This window comes from Haloarchaeobius iranensis (genome assembly GCF_900103505.1).
Taxonomy (GTDB): Archaea; Halobacteriota; Halobacteria; order Halobacteriales; family Natrialbaceae; genus Haloarchaeobius; species Haloarchaeobius iranensis.
This window is the reverse complement of the sequence record NZ_FNIA01000002.1, coordinates 183,113-200,200: the sequence shown is the minus strand read 5'-3', so window position 1 is coordinate 200,200 and position 17,088 is coordinate 183,113. Positions and strand designations below refer to the sequence as shown.

At 71.3% G+C, this 17,088-nt stretch carries 18 protein-coding genes; 3 read left to right on the top strand and 15 right to left on the bottom strand.

Annotated features, from left to right (window positions below):
- Window positions 1–38: 38 nt before the first annotated feature.
- The 9 genes from BLT27_RS02480 to BLT27_RS02445 are packed head-to-tail and all read right to left on the bottom strand — an operon-like array spanning window position 39 to window position 10,150.
- Window positions 39–371 carry a DUF5791 family protein gene (locus BLT27_RS02480; protein WP_217639082.1) on the bottom strand — a complete coding sequence of 111 codons (333 nt, stop codon included), beginning with the start codon at window positions 369–371 and terminating at the stop codon, window positions 39–41.
- Complete coding sequence (locus tag BLT27_RS19560; protein WP_175526346.1) at window positions 355–3,648, bottom strand: DUF7286 family protein; 3,294 nt, start codon at window positions 3,646–3,648, stop codon at window positions 355–357. The genes BLT27_RS02480 and BLT27_RS19560 overlap by 17 nt, the downstream gene beginning before the upstream one ends.
- Window positions 3,645–4,553, bottom strand: coding sequence for a DUF7284 family protein (locus BLT27_RS02475; RefSeq protein ID WP_139172234.1), 909 nt, complete (start codon window positions 4,551–4,553; stop codon window positions 3,645–3,647). Before BLT27_RS02475 ends, BLT27_RS19560 begins: the two co-directional genes overlap by 4 nt.
- On the bottom strand, window positions 4,550–4,942 hold the full coding sequence (locus tag BLT27_RS02470; RefSeq protein ID WP_089731446.1) for a DUF7285 family protein: 393 nt from the start codon (window positions 4,940–4,942) through the stop codon (window positions 4,550–4,552). Before BLT27_RS02470 ends, BLT27_RS02475 begins: the two co-directional genes overlap by 4 nt.
- A complete protein-coding gene (locus BLT27_RS02465) occupies window positions 4,920–5,396 on the bottom strand; it encodes a DUF7283 family protein (RefSeq protein ID WP_089731445.1) in 477 nt (158 codons plus the stop codon). The genes BLT27_RS02470 and BLT27_RS02465 overlap by 23 nt, the downstream gene beginning before the upstream one ends.
- A gap of 33 nt (window positions 5,397–5,429) precedes the next feature.
- The gene (locus BLT27_RS02460; RefSeq protein ID WP_089731444.1) at window positions 5,430–7,190 is read right to left on the bottom strand and encodes a type II secretion system protein; all 1,761 of its coding nucleotides are present in this window, start codon (window positions 7,188–7,190) and stop codon (window positions 5,430–5,432) included.
- A complete protein-coding gene (locus BLT27_RS02455) occupies window positions 7,187–9,112 on the bottom strand; it encodes an ATPase, T2SS/T4P/T4SS family (protein ID WP_089731443.1) in 1,926 nt (641 codons plus the stop codon). Before BLT27_RS02455 ends, BLT27_RS02460 begins: the two co-directional genes overlap by 4 nt.
- 25 nt (window positions 9,113–9,137) lie before the next feature.
- On the bottom strand, window positions 9,138–9,590 hold the full coding sequence (locus BLT27_RS02450) for a DUF7311 family protein (RefSeq protein ID WP_089731442.1): 453 nt from the start codon (window positions 9,588–9,590) through the stop codon (window positions 9,138–9,140).
- On the bottom strand, window positions 9,590–10,150 hold the full coding sequence (locus BLT27_RS02445) for a DUF7310 family coiled-coil domain-containing protein (protein ID WP_089731441.1): 561 nt from the start codon (window positions 10,148–10,150) through the stop codon (window positions 9,590–9,592). Before BLT27_RS02445 ends, BLT27_RS02450 begins: the two co-directional genes overlap by 1 nt.
- 76 nt (window positions 10,151–10,226) lie before the next feature.
- Between BLT27_RS02445 and BLT27_RS02440 the strand changes: the two genes are divergently transcribed.
- On the top strand, window positions 10,227–11,300 hold the full coding sequence (locus BLT27_RS02440; protein WP_089731440.1) for a tubulin/FtsZ family protein: 1,074 nt from the start codon (window positions 10,227–10,229) through the stop codon (window positions 11,298–11,300).
- A 1-nt stretch (window position 11,301) separates the two neighbouring features.
- Here BLT27_RS02440 and BLT27_RS02435 read toward each other — a convergent pair whose 3' ends face one another.
- The 4 genes from BLT27_RS02435 to BLT27_RS02425 form a co-directional block, all read right to left on the bottom strand.
- Window positions 11,302–11,745, bottom strand: a complete 444-nt coding sequence (locus tag BLT27_RS02435; protein ID WP_089731439.1) for an SHOCT domain-containing protein — start codon at window positions 11,743–11,745, stop codon at window positions 11,302–11,304.
- A gap of 44 nt (window positions 11,746–11,789) precedes the next feature.
- Window positions 11,790–13,136, bottom strand: coding sequence for an alkaline phosphatase family protein (locus tag BLT27_RS02430; RefSeq protein ID WP_089731438.1), 1,347 nt, complete (start codon window positions 13,134–13,136; stop codon window positions 11,790–11,792).
- 82 nt (window positions 13,137–13,218) lie between these two features.
- Window positions 13,219–13,341, bottom strand: a complete 123-nt coding sequence (locus tag BLT27_RS20360) for a hypothetical protein (protein WP_281241446.1) — start codon at window positions 13,339–13,341, stop codon at window positions 13,219–13,221.
- Between the two features lie 160 nt (window positions 13,342–13,501).
- Window positions 13,502–14,035, bottom strand: a complete 534-nt coding sequence (locus BLT27_RS02425; protein ID WP_089731437.1) for an inorganic diphosphatase — start codon at window positions 14,033–14,035, stop codon at window positions 13,502–13,504.
- 234 nt (window positions 14,036–14,269) lie between these two features.
- Between BLT27_RS02425 and BLT27_RS02420 the strand changes: the two genes are divergently transcribed.
- Window positions 14,270–14,620, top strand: coding sequence for a PadR family transcriptional regulator (locus BLT27_RS02420; RefSeq protein ID WP_089731436.1), 351 nt, complete (start codon window positions 14,270–14,272; stop codon window positions 14,618–14,620).
- Window positions 14,621–14,660: 40 nt separating this feature from the next.
- On the opposite strand, the gene BLT27_RS02415 is transcribed toward BLT27_RS02420, so the two are convergent.
- Window positions 14,661–15,266, bottom strand: a complete 606-nt coding sequence (locus tag BLT27_RS02415; RefSeq protein ID WP_089731435.1) for a DUF7108 family protein — start codon at window positions 15,264–15,266, stop codon at window positions 14,661–14,663.
- Window positions 15,267–15,278: 12 nt separating this feature from the next.
- Entirely contained in the window at window positions 15,279–15,872 is a 594-nt protein-coding gene (gene rnhA / locus BLT27_RS02410; protein WP_089731434.1) for a ribonuclease HI, read from the bottom strand.
- Window positions 15,873–16,047: 175 nt separating this feature from the next.
- Here rnhA and BLT27_RS02405 point away from each other — a divergent pair, with 175 nt between their 5' ends.
- Complete coding sequence (locus tag BLT27_RS02405) at window positions 16,048–17,010, top strand: transcription initiation factor IIB (protein ID WP_089731433.1); 963 nt, start codon at window positions 16,048–16,050, stop codon at window positions 17,008–17,010.
- The last annotated feature ends 78 nt before the right edge of the window (window positions 17,011–17,088 follow it).

The following is a 17,088-nucleotide window of genomic DNA, read 5'->3' as shown; positions in this document are numbered from 1 at the left end:
GGTTCGGTGTCGGGAACTGTCGTCTGCAGCCGACCCAGCTACGGCTGGTGCGTCGCGATGACGTGCTGGATGTGGACGAACTCGCGGAACGTCATCGGGGCGCGGCGCTCGATCTTCTGCTGGACCTCCGTGGCCTCCAGGTTCAGCGGCAGCTCCGCGGTCACGGCGTCGATGTCGAGGACGCCGGTCGTCATCCCGAGCAGGAGGTGCTCGCAGGCCATCTCGCGGACGGTGTCGGCGTCGGCGACGCCGTCGGCCAGCGCCTGGACCGCCGCGGCCTGCGCCAGTGTCAGCTCGGCCGGAACCTCCTCGTTCGCGAGGGACTCGACGAGCGCCCGGTCCAGTCCCGTCTCCTCAACGACGGCGTCCACGCCGTGGTCCTCGACGATGGCGGCGAGGTCTGCGGCGTACTCGGCTTCCAGCTCGGGTGGCGACTGTCCCGACACGTCGGTCCGGTGTTCGTGGAACATGGTCGTCCGTTCGGCCCGACGTGTACAAGTCAGTGCTGCAATCGGACGCGTTTTCGGCTCCCGCGTCCGTGCCGGGTCCGGTCGGGTCCGGCCAGCGGCCGGGACTGGGACAGGGCCAGCCACTGGTGTGCTCGTCCGCGACGCCGTTCCGGTCTCCGACACCCTGTTTGCCGGCTGGCACCGCGATGACGACGGCGACGCTGTTCTCGAACGCGACGCGGTCGGCGTGGCCGACTCGCTCGGCGGTGCCGTCGCCGTTCACGTCGAACGCGACCGGCGCGCCGTCGCGGCTGTAGTCGAACCCGCCCGGTGCCGCTGGCGTCCCCCGGTCCGCTCGCACGGCGAACCGCGGGTAGGTCCCGCGAACCTCGACTACCCAGACGTTCGTCGTGACGACCCACGAGTACATCGGGACCAGCGGGACGCCAGAGAAGGTGTGTGGCACCTCCTCGTCGCTGCTGCCGTTCAGATACCCCTCGACGCCGTTCTGGAGGGCCGACCGGGCACCGGCGGACACGAGGCTCCGCTGTCGGTCGCGGAGGAAGCTGCTCGCGTCCCCGACCGGACCCTGCGGCAGCCGGGCGGCTTCGGACTGCCTGGCGGTTCGGAGCGCGGTCCGTGCCCTGAGACGGAGTTCGTCGCGCTGTCGGGCGCTCGGTGCCGCGCCACCGTCGCCGTCTGTCGCTATTCGGTCCGCTGCCTCGTGGGCGATGTGCGGCACCAGCGACCCGTTCACGACTGCCGCCGCTCTCGCTGCGTCCGTCGGATACTGCTCGTACGCGGCTGCGACGGCGGCGTTCGCCTCGGAGTGGGCGAGCGTCGTGGTGGTCGCGAGGTCGGTCGCGACCTGTGCTCTGACGCTCGCCAGCGAACTGCCGACCGCATCACGGAGTCGCGCCCGGCGCTGGCGCGCACTGGCGTTCTCGGCGACACGGCCGGCGTGCTCCATCGCGGCGAGTGCCGGACTCCCGGTCGCGAGCGCGACGCGGTCGCCGCTGGCTCCCCGGTCGACCTGTCGGGTCACGGTGTCGGCGGCCGCGCCGTAGGGCACGGTGAACAGGTTCACGTTGCGTGCGGCAAGGGGTGCGAAGCCGTCCGCTCGTACCGCTCGCGCACGGTCGGTATCGAGCTCGCTCGTGACGAGGTACGACGGGGCAGCGGCCACCTCGAACGAGACCTGGCCCGCCGGCCCCGCGGTCCCCACGGGCGGGGCCGCCCGTCTGGTGGTGTTCGCACTCGCGTTCATCGTCGCGTCGGCCTCGGCGAGCGAGTGGCCGTGGTCCGAGAGGGCCTCGTCTGCCCCGTCGCGGCTCCGGGCGGTCGCGTCGGCACGCGACCCGAGTTCGTCGAGGAGGCGGTCGAGGTAGGCGGCCCGGGCGGCGGCCCGAAGCCGGGCCGAGACACTCGGGTAGGGGTCGCCCGCCGAAACGAGCTCGGGACGGTCGGCTGCGATGCCGTCGGCCAACGAGGCGGCCGGCGTCGCCGTCGTCACGAGGTCGCCGCGCGTCGTCGTCACCGAGCGGTTCCGCGTCCGGTCCCGCAGTGCAGCGGCAGCGAGATACGCCGTGTCCGTCGCGTCTTCTGGCGGCGGGCCGAAGACCACCGTCGGCGACTCGTCGAGTTGCCCCCTCGCTGCGGCGGCGGCGACGGCGTCCGGCCCGCCGCGGTCGGCGAGGACCGACCGCACGGGCTGGCGGACCGCTGACGGTGTCTCCCCACCGAGCACGCCACCTGGCTGGAACGCACCCGCGACGCGGCCATCGGAGCCCGGTGCGAGCGCGGCGGGTGCCGCGTCGACCGCGACGCCGACCCGGTACGTCCGGTTCGACGTGCGCTCGGTCTCGGTCCGGTTCCCGCCCCGGGCCCAGGCCGTGGTCGTGGTCTCGGTGACGGTGACCACTCGCTCGAAGGTCAGGAACCGCGTCGAACCCGGCGCCCGCGTTGGGACCGGGGCGGAGCCGGAGTCGACTGTCACCGTCCGGGTGGTACGACGCCCCCGTCGTTCCCAGCCTGGTCCGGGGGGCCGTGCGGGCAGCGCCGGCTCCGCTGCGACCTGCCTCGAGGTCGCGTGGACCCGGACCGACGCGCTGTAGGTCCGTCGGACGAGCCGTTCGAGCGTCGGGCCGCCGTCGCCGTCGAGCAGCCGGCGGAAGGCCTCGGCCGCACTCTCGTTCACCCCGACTGTCACCGGGTCGTCGTGCGTCGTCGGTGGGGTGCCCGTCTCGGGGACCGGGGCCACGTCCGGGGTCGCGTCGGCGAACGAGCCGTCCGGCTCGCCGAGGACGAGGTCGGTCCACTGGGCCGGACTGATACCGGTCTCGCCCGGTGTCTGGTCGACGGCCTCCTGTGCCAGCAGCCGGCCGCGGGCCCGACCGAGTGCCCGCCGGCCGGCGTCGTCGCTCGTCCCGAAGACGCCGCGCTGGGTGGCGAGCGCGGCCTCGTTCGCCGACAGCGAGACGTGACGGTTCCCGAGGACGTTGTCGACCGGGAGGCCGCCGAACTGCGCGTAGCCACGGGCCCACGTCCAGGCGTACAGCCGCGAGGCGAACTGCCGGCCCAGCCCTCGGCCCTCGGTCGGACCGCGGTTCAGTCGTCGCTCGTACTCGGCTACCCGGTCGTGGGCGACCAGCACCGGCGTCGCACTCGTGAACCGGACCGTCGTCGTGCGGCGGTCGACGAAGCGGTCGTGTCGCCAGAGCGTCGCCGAGACGTTCGCGATGGCCACGGAGACCGTCCCGTTGCCCGTCCGCGCGAGCGAGACGCGTTCGATGGCGGCACGCGCGTCGGCTGGCCCGTCGATGGGCGGGAGGTCGGCGGTCACCCGTGCCTCCCCGGCGCTGGCCTCGATGCCGGCCAGCGCCCGGCGTGCCTGCAGGTACACCCTGAGTTCGAGCGCGTCACGGAACGCTCGCGACTCGTTCAATACCCGTCCGTACGTCGTGTTCGCGGGGGTGACGACCGGATCGGCGGCCGCGTTCCGGGCCGCGCGGTCGACCGCCGCCCGAAGCGCGGTCGTCACAGCGGCGTCGGCGCGCTCCATCGCGGCGTCGCCGTCGGCCTCGGCACCACCGGACGGACGCGTGAGGAACGTCGTCGCGAGCGTCGCGCTGCTCACGAGCAGCAGCACGCCGACGATGGCGAACGGGACGCGAGCCCGTTCGTCGTCCGCGAGTCTCACGCCGACCACGTCCTGACGGTGACCGTCGCAGTCTCCACCGAGACGAGCGCCGCGGCGTCGCTGGCGGTACCCGTTCTCGCGTCGAGGTCGCGGGCGTACCGTGCCGCGAGCGCCCCGACGAGGATGTCGTTGGCCCGCCTGACCGAGCCGTCCGCGAGAGCACCGTCGAGTCCCACGCCGAGTGTGGCGGCAGTTCGGCGGTACCGCCCGGCCGTTCGTCGGTCTGCCGGCGAGCCGGCCACGAGTGCGAGTCGGGTCGGCTCGGGTGGGAACAGGCGTGTAACCGTCGCGCTCGCGGCCCGCCGCCCGACTGCATCGACGGTCATCGCGTCCCCGTCGGTGCCAGCACGGGCGGGCCCGTCGGCAACGGGCACCCGGAGCGTCGCGGTGTGGACGTCGATGCCCGGTGGCGGGCCGCCCCCGACCGCGACGCGTCCCCCGAGCGGTGCGTCGGGGTACCCCCGCCACGTGACGACGACCTGCCAGGAGGCCTGGATTCCCGCGAGTCGCTGCCGGGTTGCGTTCCGCACGCCCTGCTCGAACCGCGAGGGACCCGTGCTCTCGTTGTCGGCCACGTCGGCGACTGCGGCACGGGCGAGGAGGTCCGCGACCGTCCCGTGGGCGGTTCGACAGCCGTCGGGCCGCGTCTCGCCGGTGGCCGGTCGACACGCGACGGTCGCGCGCTCGGGCGCGGTACCGCCCCCGCCGGCCGTGGCGTAGTGCACCGTCGCGGTCGTCGTTCCGAGCAAGGAAGCCGCGCGGTCGGCGCTGTTCGAGTCGTCCGGGGCCGGTCGGTCTGCGGTCGCGAGCACTCCGACGGCCGCGGTGACGAACAGCAGGCAGACAGCCACGTCGAGCACCGTGCTGACGGCACGACCATCGCCGTTCCCGGCGGCTGGACTCACGCCCACACCTCCACGCGGAGCCGCCCCGAGACGACAACGCCCGCCGCGATACGGACGCTGACCGGGCGCGCGGCGGTCGCAGCGGTCGGCGGGGCTGCCGGCCCGACGCGCCAGCGTTCGCCGTCGGCTGCGAGCGTCACCGCGACGTGGTAGCCGTCCGGGCCGGCCGCGAGCGTGTCGTGCAGGTCGGCGGGGTTGGCGACACCGGTCGCGGTCAGCGACTCGTGGACACGCGAGAGGGTCGGCTCCGCGACACTGCGCGAGTCCTCGGCGGCGGGGAGCGAGTCGAGGGCGCCGGCGTACAGCGTGAGCCCGACCGCGACGGCGAAGACGGCGACGAGTGCGGCCGTCGGCTCGACCTGCCCCCTACGCGTCGACCAGCGTGACATCCACCTCACCCCATTCGAGATGTCTGACGACGAGTCGGTCAGTCACGGGACGCCAGCCGGCGTCGCTCGCGCGCTCTCTGGCGGCCTCGATTGCCGCCTCGAAGGCGGTCACCGAGCCGAACGCCCGCCCCGGTGGGACGCCGCGTGCGACCCGAGCGAGCGCGGGGTCGTCGCCGACGGGCACGACGGGGCCGAACGCGAACGTCGCGTGGCTCGTCTCGCCGTCGGTCCGGAGCGCGAGCCGGTGCGGGCGGAGCCGGACCCGGTCCGCGTCGAGCGGGTGCTCGCCGGCGCTCGCGTAGGTCGAGCCCGCGACGGCGTCGACGGTGTCCGCGGCGGCGGCGGCGTCGGGCGCGGGGCGGCTTGGCAGCTCGGTCGCGACGCCGGCGACGGCGACGCTGGCGAGTGCCACGCTGACCCAGATGTACCAGGCGTCGGGTGGTGCGTCGAACATGCCGACTCTGGCCGCGGGTTCGTACTTGAACCCTCAGACGACCACGCCCGCAGCGACGACGCTCCCGACGTAGACGCAGACGGCGGTCGGGAGCGCCCGGCCGACGTGGTGGCCGACGAGGGCGCGGTCGAGACCGTGGCGGAGCCCGGTCGAGAGAACGGTGAGGACGACCGCCAGCAGACAGACGTAGATCCCGACGACCAGGCCGAGCTCGGCCGTCGGGAGCGGCGGGACGCCGGTCGCGCTGGAACCGGTCCCTGTCGAACCGTCGGTGAGGCCCGTCGCCGCTGTGCCTCCGGCCCCGCCCCCCATCCCCGCCGCCAGGGCGACCGTCGCACCGGCGACGAGCGGGCCGAACGTCGTCGCCGTACTGGCGAGCGTCCCCGTCACGCGGGCGAGGTCGTTCCGGCACTCCCGTTCGAGCGCCTGCAGGTCGGCGAGGTGGTCGGCCATCGAGACGAGCGCCCGCCCCGCCGGCGCGCCCTCCTCGCTGGCGAGGCCGAGCAGGGTGGCGGTCCCTCTCGCTCGTGGACTCGGCACGTCCGCGAGCGCGCCGTGGTCGCCGAGGAACGCGCGCTCGACGCCGACGCGGAGCTGGCGCTGGCGGTCGGCGGCCGCGGCGAACGTCTCGCCTGTCTCGCCCTCGACCTCCGCGGCGGCGCGTTCGACGGCCGTCTCGACGGCGGTGCCCTCGCTCACGCGCCGGCCGACGAGGTAGAGGGCGTCGACGAGGCCCGCCTCGACGGCCCGTGCGTGGTCCCGGACCGCCGCGATGGGGCGATAGCGGACGAGGAGTGCGACGCCGGCACCCATCGCGACGCCGACCAGTGGTGCCGTCCACGCCGGTGCGACGACACCTGCCAGCGCCGCGCTCGCGACGGCGGCACCGAGTCCGGCTGCGACCGCGCGCCAGGGCTGGTCGGGCACGTCGGGATGCGAGCGCGGCACCGACGGTGGGGGGAACGCGACGGGACGCCGTGTGAAGAGCCAGCCGCTCGCGGCGAGCAGGCACCCGGGGAGCGCCACGTCGTAGACCAGTACCAGCGCGCCGACGGTGACCGGGACGCCGGCGACCCGTGCGGCGGGGAGCACGGCGACGAGCGCGAGCGGAAGGAGCACGCCGAAGGCGTAGAGCCCGGTCGCCGGCCCCTGGATGCGGGCACCGAACTCGGCCATCCGGTCGCGGGTCCCGCGCGTGACGGCCGTCATCGCCCGGTCGAGGCTGCGCCCTCGCTCGCCCGACGGCGCGTCGGCGGCCGCGTCGACGAGGTGGAGGGCTCGGCGGAGCGCGGGGAACTCCTCGCCCCACTCGTCGGCGAAGCCGCCGAGTCCGGAGCCGGGCGCGCCACGGGAACGGCGAACGTGGGTCGCGAGGCTCCGCGCCAGCGGCCCGTCGTCGGTCTCGGCGGCGAAGGCGGCGGCACGCTCGGCCGCCGGTTCGACGTGCATCCGCAGGACGGCGCGGCCGACGAGCCCCGGTGCGTCACCGAGGGCCGCTGTCCGGCGAGCCCTGGCCAGTGCCCCCGGGGTAGCGTGGACGGCGTGTGTCGCCGCGAGGCCGAGCGCGGCAGCCACGAGCGGGACGGTCGTCGGCGCGAGCGAGAGCACGACTGCGGCGGCGGTGCCGACGAGAGCAGCCAGCGCGCCGGCGACGTAGCCCGCTCGGACGACCGTCGCGGCGTCAAGCTCGCTCCCGACGAAGCCGAGTGCCCGGGCGAGGTCGTCGCTCGACTCGACCGGCCACGGGTAGCCACGGGCCAGGGCTCGAACGGCTACGGCTCCCACCGTGCTCACGGCTGTCCACCCGGCACGGGTGCCACCGCTTCGGGGCCGGTCCGCCCGTCGTCGGCCAGCGAGGCGATGGCGTCGGCCCGCTCAGTCAGCGTCTCGCGCACCTCGGCGTAGCTCTCGCCGGGACGGGCCAGCGTCGCGACGAGTTCGCTCTCGCCGCGGTCGATCCGCCCCGTCGGTTCGAGCGAGCGACCGTCGAGTTCGAACAGCGGCGCGAAGGTGACGCCGTCGTCGGCGGCGCGGACCTCCTCGATGCGGCAGACGCGCCGAACGCTCCCATCCGGGGTGTCGAGCGGCCGGAGCGTGACGACGAGGTCGGTGACGGCGAACGAGGAGACCGGCACGCCGAGGTCGGAGACGACGCGCTCCTCGACGTCCGCGCCGCCGTCGCCGTGGATTGTTCCCAGCACCGCACTCCCGCTCGCGCCGACGCGCATCGCCTCGTACAGCACCTGGGCCTCCTCGCCGCGGACCTCGCCGACGACGAGGGCGCCCTCTCCCAGCCGGAGCGCCGTCCGGAGCGCCTCGTCGGGGGCGACGCTCGGCCCGTCGTCCGTCGCGGTCCGGAGCGCCTGCACGTCCCGACCGTGGGTCTGGAGGCTCGCGACGGGGAGTTCGGGCGTGTCCTCGATGACGACGGTCCGCGTCTCGGGGGGTAGCTCCCACAGGAGCGCGCCGAGCGTCGTGGTCTTGCCCGCGCCGCGGGTCCCGGCGACGAGCGTGGCGGCAGCACGCTCGACAGCCAGCGAGAGCAAGGCGGCGGCTCGTGGCGTCACGGAGTCGACCGCGACGAGCCGTGGGAGCGTCCACGCCTCGGTGCCCGAGCGCCGGAAGGCGAAGCCGTAGCCGTCGCTCACCGGCTCGGTGACCCCCGCGACCCTGACCTGCGTGCCGGCGACCGTTGCCGTCGCGTCGAGCGTCGGGCTTGCTCTGGAGAACGCGCGGCCGCTCTCGCGACGGAAGCGCGAGGCGAGCGCCGCCGCCCCGTCGGCCGTCAGCCGCACGTTCGTCGGCATGGTGTGCCCGTCAGCGGTCACCCGGAGCGGGGTCCCGGTGACCGGCGCGGAGGCGAACACGTCCGAGACCGCCTCGTCGGCGAAGCAGTCCGTCAGCACGCCGTGGCCGCGGGTGTGCTTCCGGAGGACCGCCGAGAGCGTCTCGACCGGGTCGTCGTCGCCCGCGACGGCTCGAACGGCCCGGCCCGGCGCGCGTCGGCCGCCGCCGGCCGTCTCGCCGGTGCCCGACGCGAGTCGTTCGTACGCGGTGTCCAGCGTCCGGAGGCTCGCCGCGCCCAGCCGGTGCTCGACGGGCTCGACGTGGTAGCGCCGTCGCCCGACTGCGTCCTCGTACTCGCGGACCGCTGCGTCGGTGTCCGTCTCGCGGGCGTCGAGCAGCGTCGCCCCCGGCGGTGGCGTCGCGGCGACCCTCGCACGGGCCAGCGACGGGCCGACGTACGGGCGGAGCACTGCCTCGTACGGGACGCGCTCCGAAGCCGTGGCGTCGGTCGACGCGACCTCCCGGGCACGCTCTGCGGCGAGCGCGAGACCCGTCTCGGCGGCCGCATCGGCGACCTGGTCGGCGCGGGCCTCCGCGTCGGCCGCCGCCCGGAGGGGGTCCCGTTCCGCGCGCTCGGCCAGCGCCGGGTCGCGGTGTGCGACGGTCTCGGCGAAGCGCCCGGCGGCGACGAGCAGCGCCGCGGCGTCGTCCTCGTAGGCGCGGTCCAGGCCGTCGGCGCGACAGACCACGCGGTCGGCGGTGCGCGAGGCGAGCGCGGCGACGACGGTGGCGCGGCAGCCCGGCTCGGCCGCGAGGTTCCCGCGACCGGCGCAGTCGCCCGCGTCGACCAGCAGCCGGTCGGTCTCGAACGCGGGCTGGCAGCCACAGCGCTCGTCGTCGTCGGTCAGCAGCGAACGGAGTGCTCCCATGCCGACCCTGCCCGCCCGTTCCGGTTTAAACTCCGGCTCGCCGGACATGGACTCCGTTCGGCGCGAGCGACAGTCGGAGCTCGTAGCGGCCCCCACCCTCGAGCACGAGCGGCCCGTCGCCGTCGGTGCGGAGCGGGAACGGGAGTTCGATAGTTCGAGGCTCGCCGCCGGCGAGCGCGTACGCGACGACGTTCGGGTCGGGGGTCGCGGCCCCGGGCCGGCCGCCGAGAGCGACCCAGTCGACGCGCGCCGTCGTCCAGCTCTCGCCGGGCACCCGGAGCGTGACGAAGCGACGTGCGCCGGTCGCTGGCTCCGGCGTCCGGTCCTCCCTGTCGAGCAGTACCGTCCCTGCGCGTTCGAGGGTCGTCAGGTCAGCGGCGACGACGCGGTCACTCCGGTACTCGCGGGCCTCGGCAGCGGCGGGCGCGGCGACGGCGAACAGGGCGAGCGTGACGGCGACGGCGAGGACGACTCGCATCACAGCCGGTCCCGCAGCCGGGCGAGCACCCCGCGGCTCGCGTCGCCGCCGTCCTCGTGTTCGAAGCGCGGCGCGGGCGAGGTCGGCCAGCCGGCGTCGAGCGTCCGCTCGCGTCGACCCCCGGCTGGCGGCTCGTCGGACGGGCGACCGTCGTCGCGGCGGCCGGCACAGTGCGGGCAGTGTTCGTCGCGACCGGGGCCCTGGCGTTCGGGCACCGGCGTCGACTGTGACTCCAACTCGTCGACGCGGTCCTCCAGCGTCTCGACCGCGGCGAGCGCAGCGTCGGCACGCTCCTCGACCCGCTCGTCGACCGACCGGACCTTGCCGGCGTAGCCACGCAGCGCCTGGACGGCGCCTTCGAGGTCCGCGGTGGCCGTCTCGGCGGCGTCGAGGCGCGACTCGAGGTCGTCGAGCTGGTCGCCGTCTCTCGCGTGTGCTGGTGCCGACTGCCGAGCGGTGCTCGTCTCGTCGGGTGTCGTCGTCACGCTCGCGGCACGGTCGTCCGAGCCGTCCAGCGCGCGTTCGACGGCGCGGAGCCTGTCGTCGAGGGCGTCGGGCATGACCGCTCTGGCCGCGGCATCACACAAAAACGATTTGTCGGAACGTTTACGCCCGTCCTCCACGGACGTTGCCGACATGAAAGTCGTCCTGATTGGTGTCGGCCAGGCCGGCGGGAAGCTCACACAGGCCATGGCCGAGTTCGACTACGAGATGGACTTCGACGCCGTCCGCGGTGCGCTCGCGGTGAACACGGCGGAGACCGACCTCCAGACCCTCGACATCGAGACACAGCTCATCGGCCAGGACCGCGTGCGCGGCCACGGCGTCGGCGGCGACAACGAGCTCGGCGCCGAGGTGATGCAGGAGGACGCCATCGAGGTGATGGACGGCCTCGACGGCAAGATCACGGCGGAGGCCGAGGCGATCTTCGTCGTCGCCGGCCTCGGTGGCGGCACCGGCTCCGGCGGCGCGCCCGTGCTCGTCCGCGAGCTCAAACGTGTCTACGACGTCCCCGTCTACGCGCTCGGCATCCTCCCCGGGCGCGGCGAGGGCTCGATGTACCAGGCCAACGCCGGCCGTTCGCTGAAGACCATCGTCCGGGAGGCCGACTCGACCATCCTCGTCGACAACGACGCCTGGCACGACGCCGGCGAGTCCGTCGAGGCCGCCTTCGACACCATCAACCGGAACATCGCCCAGCGGATCGGCCTGCTGTTCGCCTCCGGGGAGAACGTCGAGGGCGTCGGCGAGTCCGTCGTCGACTCCTCGGAGATCATCAACACGCTGCGCGAGGGCGGCATCGCCTGCGTCGGCTACGCCAGCGCGGCTGGCGGCGAGGACGCCGAGGACAACATCAACGCGGTCACGAGCATCACGCGCTCGGCACTGTTCACCGGGACGAGCCTCCCAGACGCGGTGACGGCGGACGCGGCCCTCCTCGTCGTCGCTGGTCGGCCGGACGCCATCCCGCGCAAGGGGGTCGAGCGCGCCCGGAGCTGGGTCGAGGACCAGACCGGCAGCCTCCAGGTCCGGGGCGGCGACTTCCCGCTCGACTCCGACCGCATCGCCGCGCTGGTCCTGCTCGGCGGCGTCGAACGCTCCCCCCGCATCGACGAGTTCATGGAGCGCGCCCGGGAGGCACAGGAGCAGCAGGAGCAGGTCGACCACACGGCGGCCTTCCAGAACGACGAGCTCGACGACCTGTTCTGAGCTACTCGCGTTCCAGCTCGCGGTCGTCGGCCGGTCGCGCCTCGCCCGTGGCCGAGCGGTCGATCCGGGCACGGGCGTCCTCCAGCGTCTCCGTCTCAAGCAGGTTCTCGAGCTTGTTCTCGAACTGCTCCTCGGAGAGTTCACCCTGCGCGTAGCGCTCCCGGAGCGTCTCGAGCGCGTCGCGCTTCGAGTCGGGAACCCGCTCGTCAGTCCGTCCGTTCAGCGCGTCCTCCCTCCCGCGGCCGGCCTCGTCGAGCACCTCGCCGTCGTCGTCCTCGTCGAAGAGGGTGGCGACGATGGGGAGCACGACGGCGTAGCCGATAACGAAGATGAGCCACCAGTTCGGCACGCCGAGGAAGAGGCCGAGCAGCCCCGCTCCGAGGACGAGCAGCGAGGTGATGGCGGAGGCGGTTCCCTGGGAGTCACTGTCGTCGCCCGGCGTCATGACTGTTCGTTGGCGGAATCGTCGCAAAAACGTTCCGACAGGACTCAGGCGAGCGAGCCGCCGTCGAACTCGCTGCGCTCGTAGTCGATCTCCATCAGGTCGAGGATGGTCGGGGTGATGTCGTAGAGGTCTGCATCCGTGATGCTCACGTCGTCGTCGTCGACGAACAGCGCGGCGTTGTCGAAGCTGTGCATGCCGTTGCGCGCCTCCTTGCCGAACACGTCGTCGTGCCCCTTGAAGCCGGCCTTGAGGTCGAAGCCGTGGTTCGGGATGACGACGAGGTCGGGGGCGATGGCGTCGTGGTCGCCGCGGAACGCCTGCTCCTTCTCGACGACGCGCTCGGCGACCGGCTCGCCGTTCGGCCCCTCCAGGGCTTCGAGCTCGGCCTTGAGCTCGTCGCGGACCGCCTCGTACTCCGCTTCGGGGACGCCACCGCGCGGTTCGCGTCCTTCGAGGTTGAGATAGACGCGGCCGGGGATGAACGAGTAGGCGCGCGTCTCGTCGCTGATGTCGCCGAGTTCGCCGGGCTCGTCGGTGTCGAAGGAGAGCCAGCCCTCGCGGCGGAGCCACTCGTTGAGGTGGACCTCGTGGTCGAGGGTGGTGAAGCCGTGGTCGGAGGCGACGAGCATCGTCACGTCGTCGGGGAGCGCGTCGCGGAGCTTCCCGATATACTCGTCGACAGTGCGGTAGAACTCGAGGAACTCCTCCCTGTACTCGCCGTCGCGCTCGTAGTGCTCGAAGAGGAAGTGGTTGACCCGGTCGGTGGTCATGAACACGCCGAAGAAGAGGTCCCAGTCGTCCTGCTCGACGTAGTGTTCGAACGCCTCGAAGCGCTTCTCGAGCGTCTCGTGGGCGTTCTCGATGAACGCCGTCTTGTCGTCGTCGTGGCCGAGCTTGGCGTTCACGTCGAGGTTGTAGTCGATGGAGTCGAGGTACCCCTGTAGCTCCTCGGGCTGTGCCGCCTTCGTCATGTCGTCGACGGAGAGGAAGCCGGAGACCTGCCGCTGGACGTTGCGTTGCGGTGGGAACGTGACGGGGACGTTCAGGACGGTCGCGTCGCGGCCGTCCTCCTGCACGCGGTCCCAGAGCCGCTTGGCCTGCACGTCGTCGCCCATCGGCACGTACGTGTCGTAGGTGCCAGTCTCACGGTCCTGGAAGCCGTAGACACCCGTCTCACCGGGGTTGACCCCGGTGGTCAGCGACGGCCAGCACGCGCTCGACTCCGGCGGAACGATGCTCTCGATGGCAGCGGCGCCGCCCTCGCGAGCGATCCGGTTGAGGTTCGGGAACACGTCCTCGTTGTCGGCGACGAGGCTGTACGGCACGCCGTCGATACCGAAGAAAGCGACGCGTGGGGCGTCGTCACCGCGCAACCTATCGAAGAGACCCATACCCCACCGTACTGGAGAAGGATACAAGAAGCTTCTTTTCACCTGCAGCGCCGCCGGCCCTCCTCGATGGCGGCAAGAACGGCTACCGGTCGTCCCGCTCGAAGTTCGTCGGGACGACTGTGACGTGCGAGAGCCCGACCGTCGCGTGCTCGCCGTCGTCGTCCTCGTGGTGGTCGGTCGTGGGAGTCGTGGTGTTGGTAGCCATCACGGCTGGAGTTACGGCCGGAACCCGGATAAGATTACCCATGCTCATAATTCATCGTGCGAGAGCCTCGCATAACCGGTGTGTATCCCGCGGGGGTCGCACCGGTCCCTGGTCGTCCGATGCGTCCGTCGAAACGGAGAAGCGCGTCGCTTCGGTGTCGTTACTGGAACTCGTCCTCGTAGAGGTCCATCGCGTGCTCGATGGCCTCCTTCGCGGCGGCCTTGTCCTCCCAGCCCAGCGTCTCGACTTCCTTGCCCTCCTCGAGGTTCTTGTAGGTCGCGAAGAACTCGTCGATCTCGTCGAGCTGCTGCTGCGGGATGTCCTCGAGGTCCTCGATGTGGTCGTAGCGCGGGTCCTCCGTCGGGACCGCGATGACCTTGTCGTCCTGCTCGCCGTCGTCGTCCATCTTCATCAGGGCGACGGGGCGTGCCTCGATGATGCAGCCGGGGAACGTCTGGTCCTCGACGAGGACGAGCACGTCGAAGGGGTCCTCGTCGTCGTAGTACGACTGCGGGATGAAGCCGTAGTCGGAGGGGTAGTGGACGTTGCTGTGGAGGACTCGGTCGAGGACGACGCCGGGGACATCCTTGTCGTACTCGTACTTGTTCCGCTCGCCCTTCAGGCACTCGACGACCGCGTAGATCTCTTCGGGCGGGTTCGGACCGGTCTCGAGGTCTTCCCAGAGGTTCGTCATACGTTCCGGCGTGGGACTGGCCGGGGCAAAGTCCTTTCGTCTCGGTTTCGTGGGTCGGTTTCACACGCTCTCGGCCGGAACGTGGGACTCTCCGCGACCTGCTAATCACCGTTCGCACATTCGGTCCGAACTGGACACCGTCTAATTTTTTACCCAGTGAAAACAAATGTATGCAGAGGCGGATACAACGAATAGTTGAGAAGTGTTAAATAGCTCGATGACATTTATGTAACCATGTCAGAGGCACAAACAGTCACCGGTCAGCAGGGCATTGCACGCGAACTCACCGCGTTCCAGCACAATATCCTCGTGATTCTGGCGAAGGAGCCGATGTACGGGCTCGCGATCAAGCGGGAGCTGGAGGAGTACTACGGCACCGAGGTCAACCACGGCCGCCTGTACCCCAACCTGGACGAGCTCGTCGGGCTCGGGCTCATCGACAAGAGCGAACTGGACAAGCGCACGAACCAGTACGAACTGACCGAGGACGGCTACGACGCGGTCATGGACCAGGTCGAGTGGACACTCGAGAACATCGCGACCGAAGAGGAGCGCGCGGACGACATCCGGGCCATCCTCGAGTAACGACCGAACTGCGGCTCCTGCGGTCGACGCCGGAGGCGGACTACGAACCGGGCACCCGCTCTCCTGCCGTCTCGTACACCAGTTCGAGCGACCGCTCTACGACGTCCCTCTGCTCCTCGCTGGGCCACGCGTTGCGCGGGAAGTACTCCTCGAGGAACTCCGCCATCTCCGTCTCGGTGAGCGACTCGACGGGTTTCGCGTAGTGGTTCCCCGCGAAGTCGGCGAACGCGGTCGCGTTCCGCGCGTGCACCTCGCCGTGTTCCTCGCGGACCTGCTCGACGAGCTCGCGGTTGTGCCGGTCGACCGCGCGCCACTCGTCGGGGTCGCCGGGTCCGGAGAGCGAGACCTCTACCGCACGGTCGGTGTCCTCGATCCGGTCCATCTGCACGACGCCGTCCGCCAGCCACTCCTGGGGATAGCAGACGAGCGTCGCCTCGTCGTCGTGACGGACCCGCGCTGCGTAGTCGTACTCGTCCACGAGCCCGGCCCGCCGTTCGCGGTACGCCTCCGCCTCCGCGTCGTCGACGGCCTCTCGCGCGAGGCGGGACAGCCGCTCGGCCTGGTCGACGACCGACTGGGGGAGTTCGGTTCCGTCCTGCGCGTCCGCCGCTATGTCACCACTCGGGGTGTTATCTTTCTCTGACATTGGCACGTCTTCTCAGGCTTCGTCGAGAGCCTCGTTGGCCAGTTCGTCCGCGCGGTCGTTAATCTCACGGGGGACGTGGCTGATGGTCCAGGAGTCGAAGTTCGACAGCAGTTCGTGGACCGAGACCCGCTTCTCGCGGAGCGTCGGGTCGTTCGCGTTGTACTCTCCGCGCACCTGCTTGACGATGAGCTCCGAGTCCCCGCGGATCTCGACCTCGTCGTAGCCGTAGTCCACGGCGACCTCGAGCACCCGCAGGAGCGCCTCGTACTCGGCCTGGTTGTTCGTCGCGTTCCCGATGCGCTCGCCACCCTCGGCGACGATGCCGTCGCTCGTCACGACCACCCAGCCGACGGCGGCCGGACCGGGGTTCCCACGCGACGCGCCGTCGAAGTAGCAGTGGGCGCGGCCGCTTCCGTCCCTGAGGAGCGCCTCGATGTCGGCCGGACGCGCGCCCTGGACGACGACCTTCTCGTCGTACGCGACGGCGGAGGCGTCCCCGTACTCCGCTCGCCAGCGTTCGTGGTCGGTGTTCCCCTCGGAGACCGTCGCCCCGGCTGCCTCGAGGGTCTCGCGGGCCGCCTCGACGTCGCACTCGATGACCGGCATTGACCGAAGGTCACCGAACCTCGGGTATAACGGTTCTGATTCCGATTTGGTGTCAGATAAAATTACATCGCGCTTTCGTGCGATTGCCTTCGTTCCACCGGGTTGTGTCCCCGTAACAGCCGACAGATCTCCACCGAGGGTTTAAGTGATTGGGATATACTACTATAAAAGTGCGATGACACGGTCCACCCGCCAGCGGGAGCGAGAAACCGAGACCGAGGCGTCGGACGAGCAGGAGGGAGTCAGGGAGTGTCCCGAATGCAGTTCCGAGAACCTGGTCAAGAGTTCCGACAGGGGCGAACTCGTCTGCGACGACTGCGGGCTCGTCGTCGAGGAGGAGAAGATCGACCCCGGTCCGGAGTGGCGAGCGTTCAACCACCAGGAGCGCCAGGAGAAGTCTCGCGTCGGAGCCCCGACAACGCAGACGATGCACGACAAGGGGTTGACGACGACTATCGACTGGAAAGACAAGGACGCGTACGGTCGGTCTATCTCCTCGAAGAAGCGGAGTCAGATGCACCGGCTCCGCAAGTGGCAGGAGCGCATCAGAACCAAGGACGCGGGGGAGCGGAACCTGCAGTTCGCGCTCAGTGAGATCGACCGGATGGCCAGCGCACTGGGCGTCCCGCGCTCGGTCCGTGAGGTCGCGTCGGTCATCTACCGGCGCGCGCTCAAGGAGGACCTGATCCGCGGCCGGTCCATCGAGGGTGTCGCGACGAGCGCTCTCTACGCCGCCTGTCGCAAGGAGGGAATCCCGCGCAGCCTCGAAGAGATCTCGGAGGTCTCCCGGGTCGAGCGGAAGGAGATCGGGCGCACGTATCGATACATCTCCCAGGAGCTCGGTCTGGAGATGCGGCCCGTCGACCCGAAGAAGTACGTTCCCCGTTTCTGCTCCGAACTCGAACTCTCCGAGGAGGTACAGACCAAGGCCAACGAGATAATCGAGACGACCGCCGAGAAGGGTCTGCTCTCCGGCAAGTCGCCGACCGGCTACGCCGCCGCCGCGATCTACGCGGCCTCGCTCCTGTGCAACGAGAAGAAGACACAGCGCGAAGTCGCCGACGTGGCACAGGTGACGGAGGTCACAATCCGGAACCGCTACCAGGAGCAGATCGAAGCGATGGGCATCCACAGCTAGGCCCACGCCGCCACCCGCCCGTTCTTTCGGCCACCACGCTGGCAGTCTCGACTGGACGGACCGTGCGACACAACGCTT

Bases quoted from the DNA above. Each gene is read 5' to 3' on its own strand.
- BLT27_RS02470 (WP_089731446.1), bottom strand. From the start codon at position 4,942: ATGTCACGCTGGTCGACGCGTAGGGGGCAGGTCGAGCCGACGGCCGCA.
- BLT27_RS02465 (WP_089731445.1), bottom strand. From the start codon at position 5,396: ATGTTCGACGCACCACCCGACGCCTGGTACATCTGGGTCAGCGTGGCA.
- BLT27_RS02455 (WP_089731443.1), bottom strand. From the start codon at position 9,112: ATGGGAGCACTCCGTTCGCTGCTGACCGACGACGACGAGCGCTGTGGC.
- BLT27_RS02450 (WP_089731442.1), bottom strand. From the start codon at position 9,590: ATGCGAGTCGTCCTCGCCGTCGCCGTCACGCTCGCCCTGTTCGCCGTC.
- BLT27_RS02445 (WP_089731441.1), bottom strand. From the start codon at position 10,150: ATGCCCGACGCCCTCGACGACAGGCTCCGCGCCGTCGAACGCGCGCTG.
- BLT27_RS02440 (WP_089731440.1), top strand. From the start codon at position 10,227: ATGAAAGTCGTCCTGATTGGTGTCGGCCAGGCCGGCGGGAAGCTCACA.
- BLT27_RS02435 (WP_089731439.1), bottom strand. From the start codon at position 11,745: ATGACGCCGGGCGACGACAGTGACTCCCAGGGAACCGCCTCCGCCATC.
- BLT27_RS02430 (WP_089731438.1), bottom strand. From the start codon at position 13,136: ATGGGTCTCTTCGATAGGTTGCGCGGTGACGACGCCCCACGCGTCGCT.
- BLT27_RS20360 (WP_281241446.1), bottom strand. From the start codon at position 13,341: ATGGCTACCAACACCACGACTCCCACGACCGACCACCACGAGGACGAC.
- BLT27_RS02425 (WP_089731437.1), bottom strand. From the start codon at position 14,035: ATGACGAACCTCTGGGAAGACCTCGAGACCGGTCCGAACCCGCCCGAA.
- BLT27_RS02420 (WP_089731436.1), top strand. From the start codon at position 14,270: ATGTCAGAGGCACAAACAGTCACCGGTCAGCAGGGCATTGCACGCGAA.
- BLT27_RS02415 (WP_089731435.1), bottom strand. From the start codon at position 15,266: ATGTCAGAGAAAGATAACACCCCGAGTGGTGACATAGCGGCGGACGCG.
- rnhA (WP_089731434.1), bottom strand. From the start codon at position 15,872: ATGCCGGTCATCGAGTGCGACGTCGAGGCGGCCCGCGAGACCCTCGAG.
- BLT27_RS02405 (WP_089731433.1), top strand. From the start codon at position 16,048: ATGACACGGTCCACCCGCCAGCGGGAGCGAGAAACCGAGACCGAGGCG.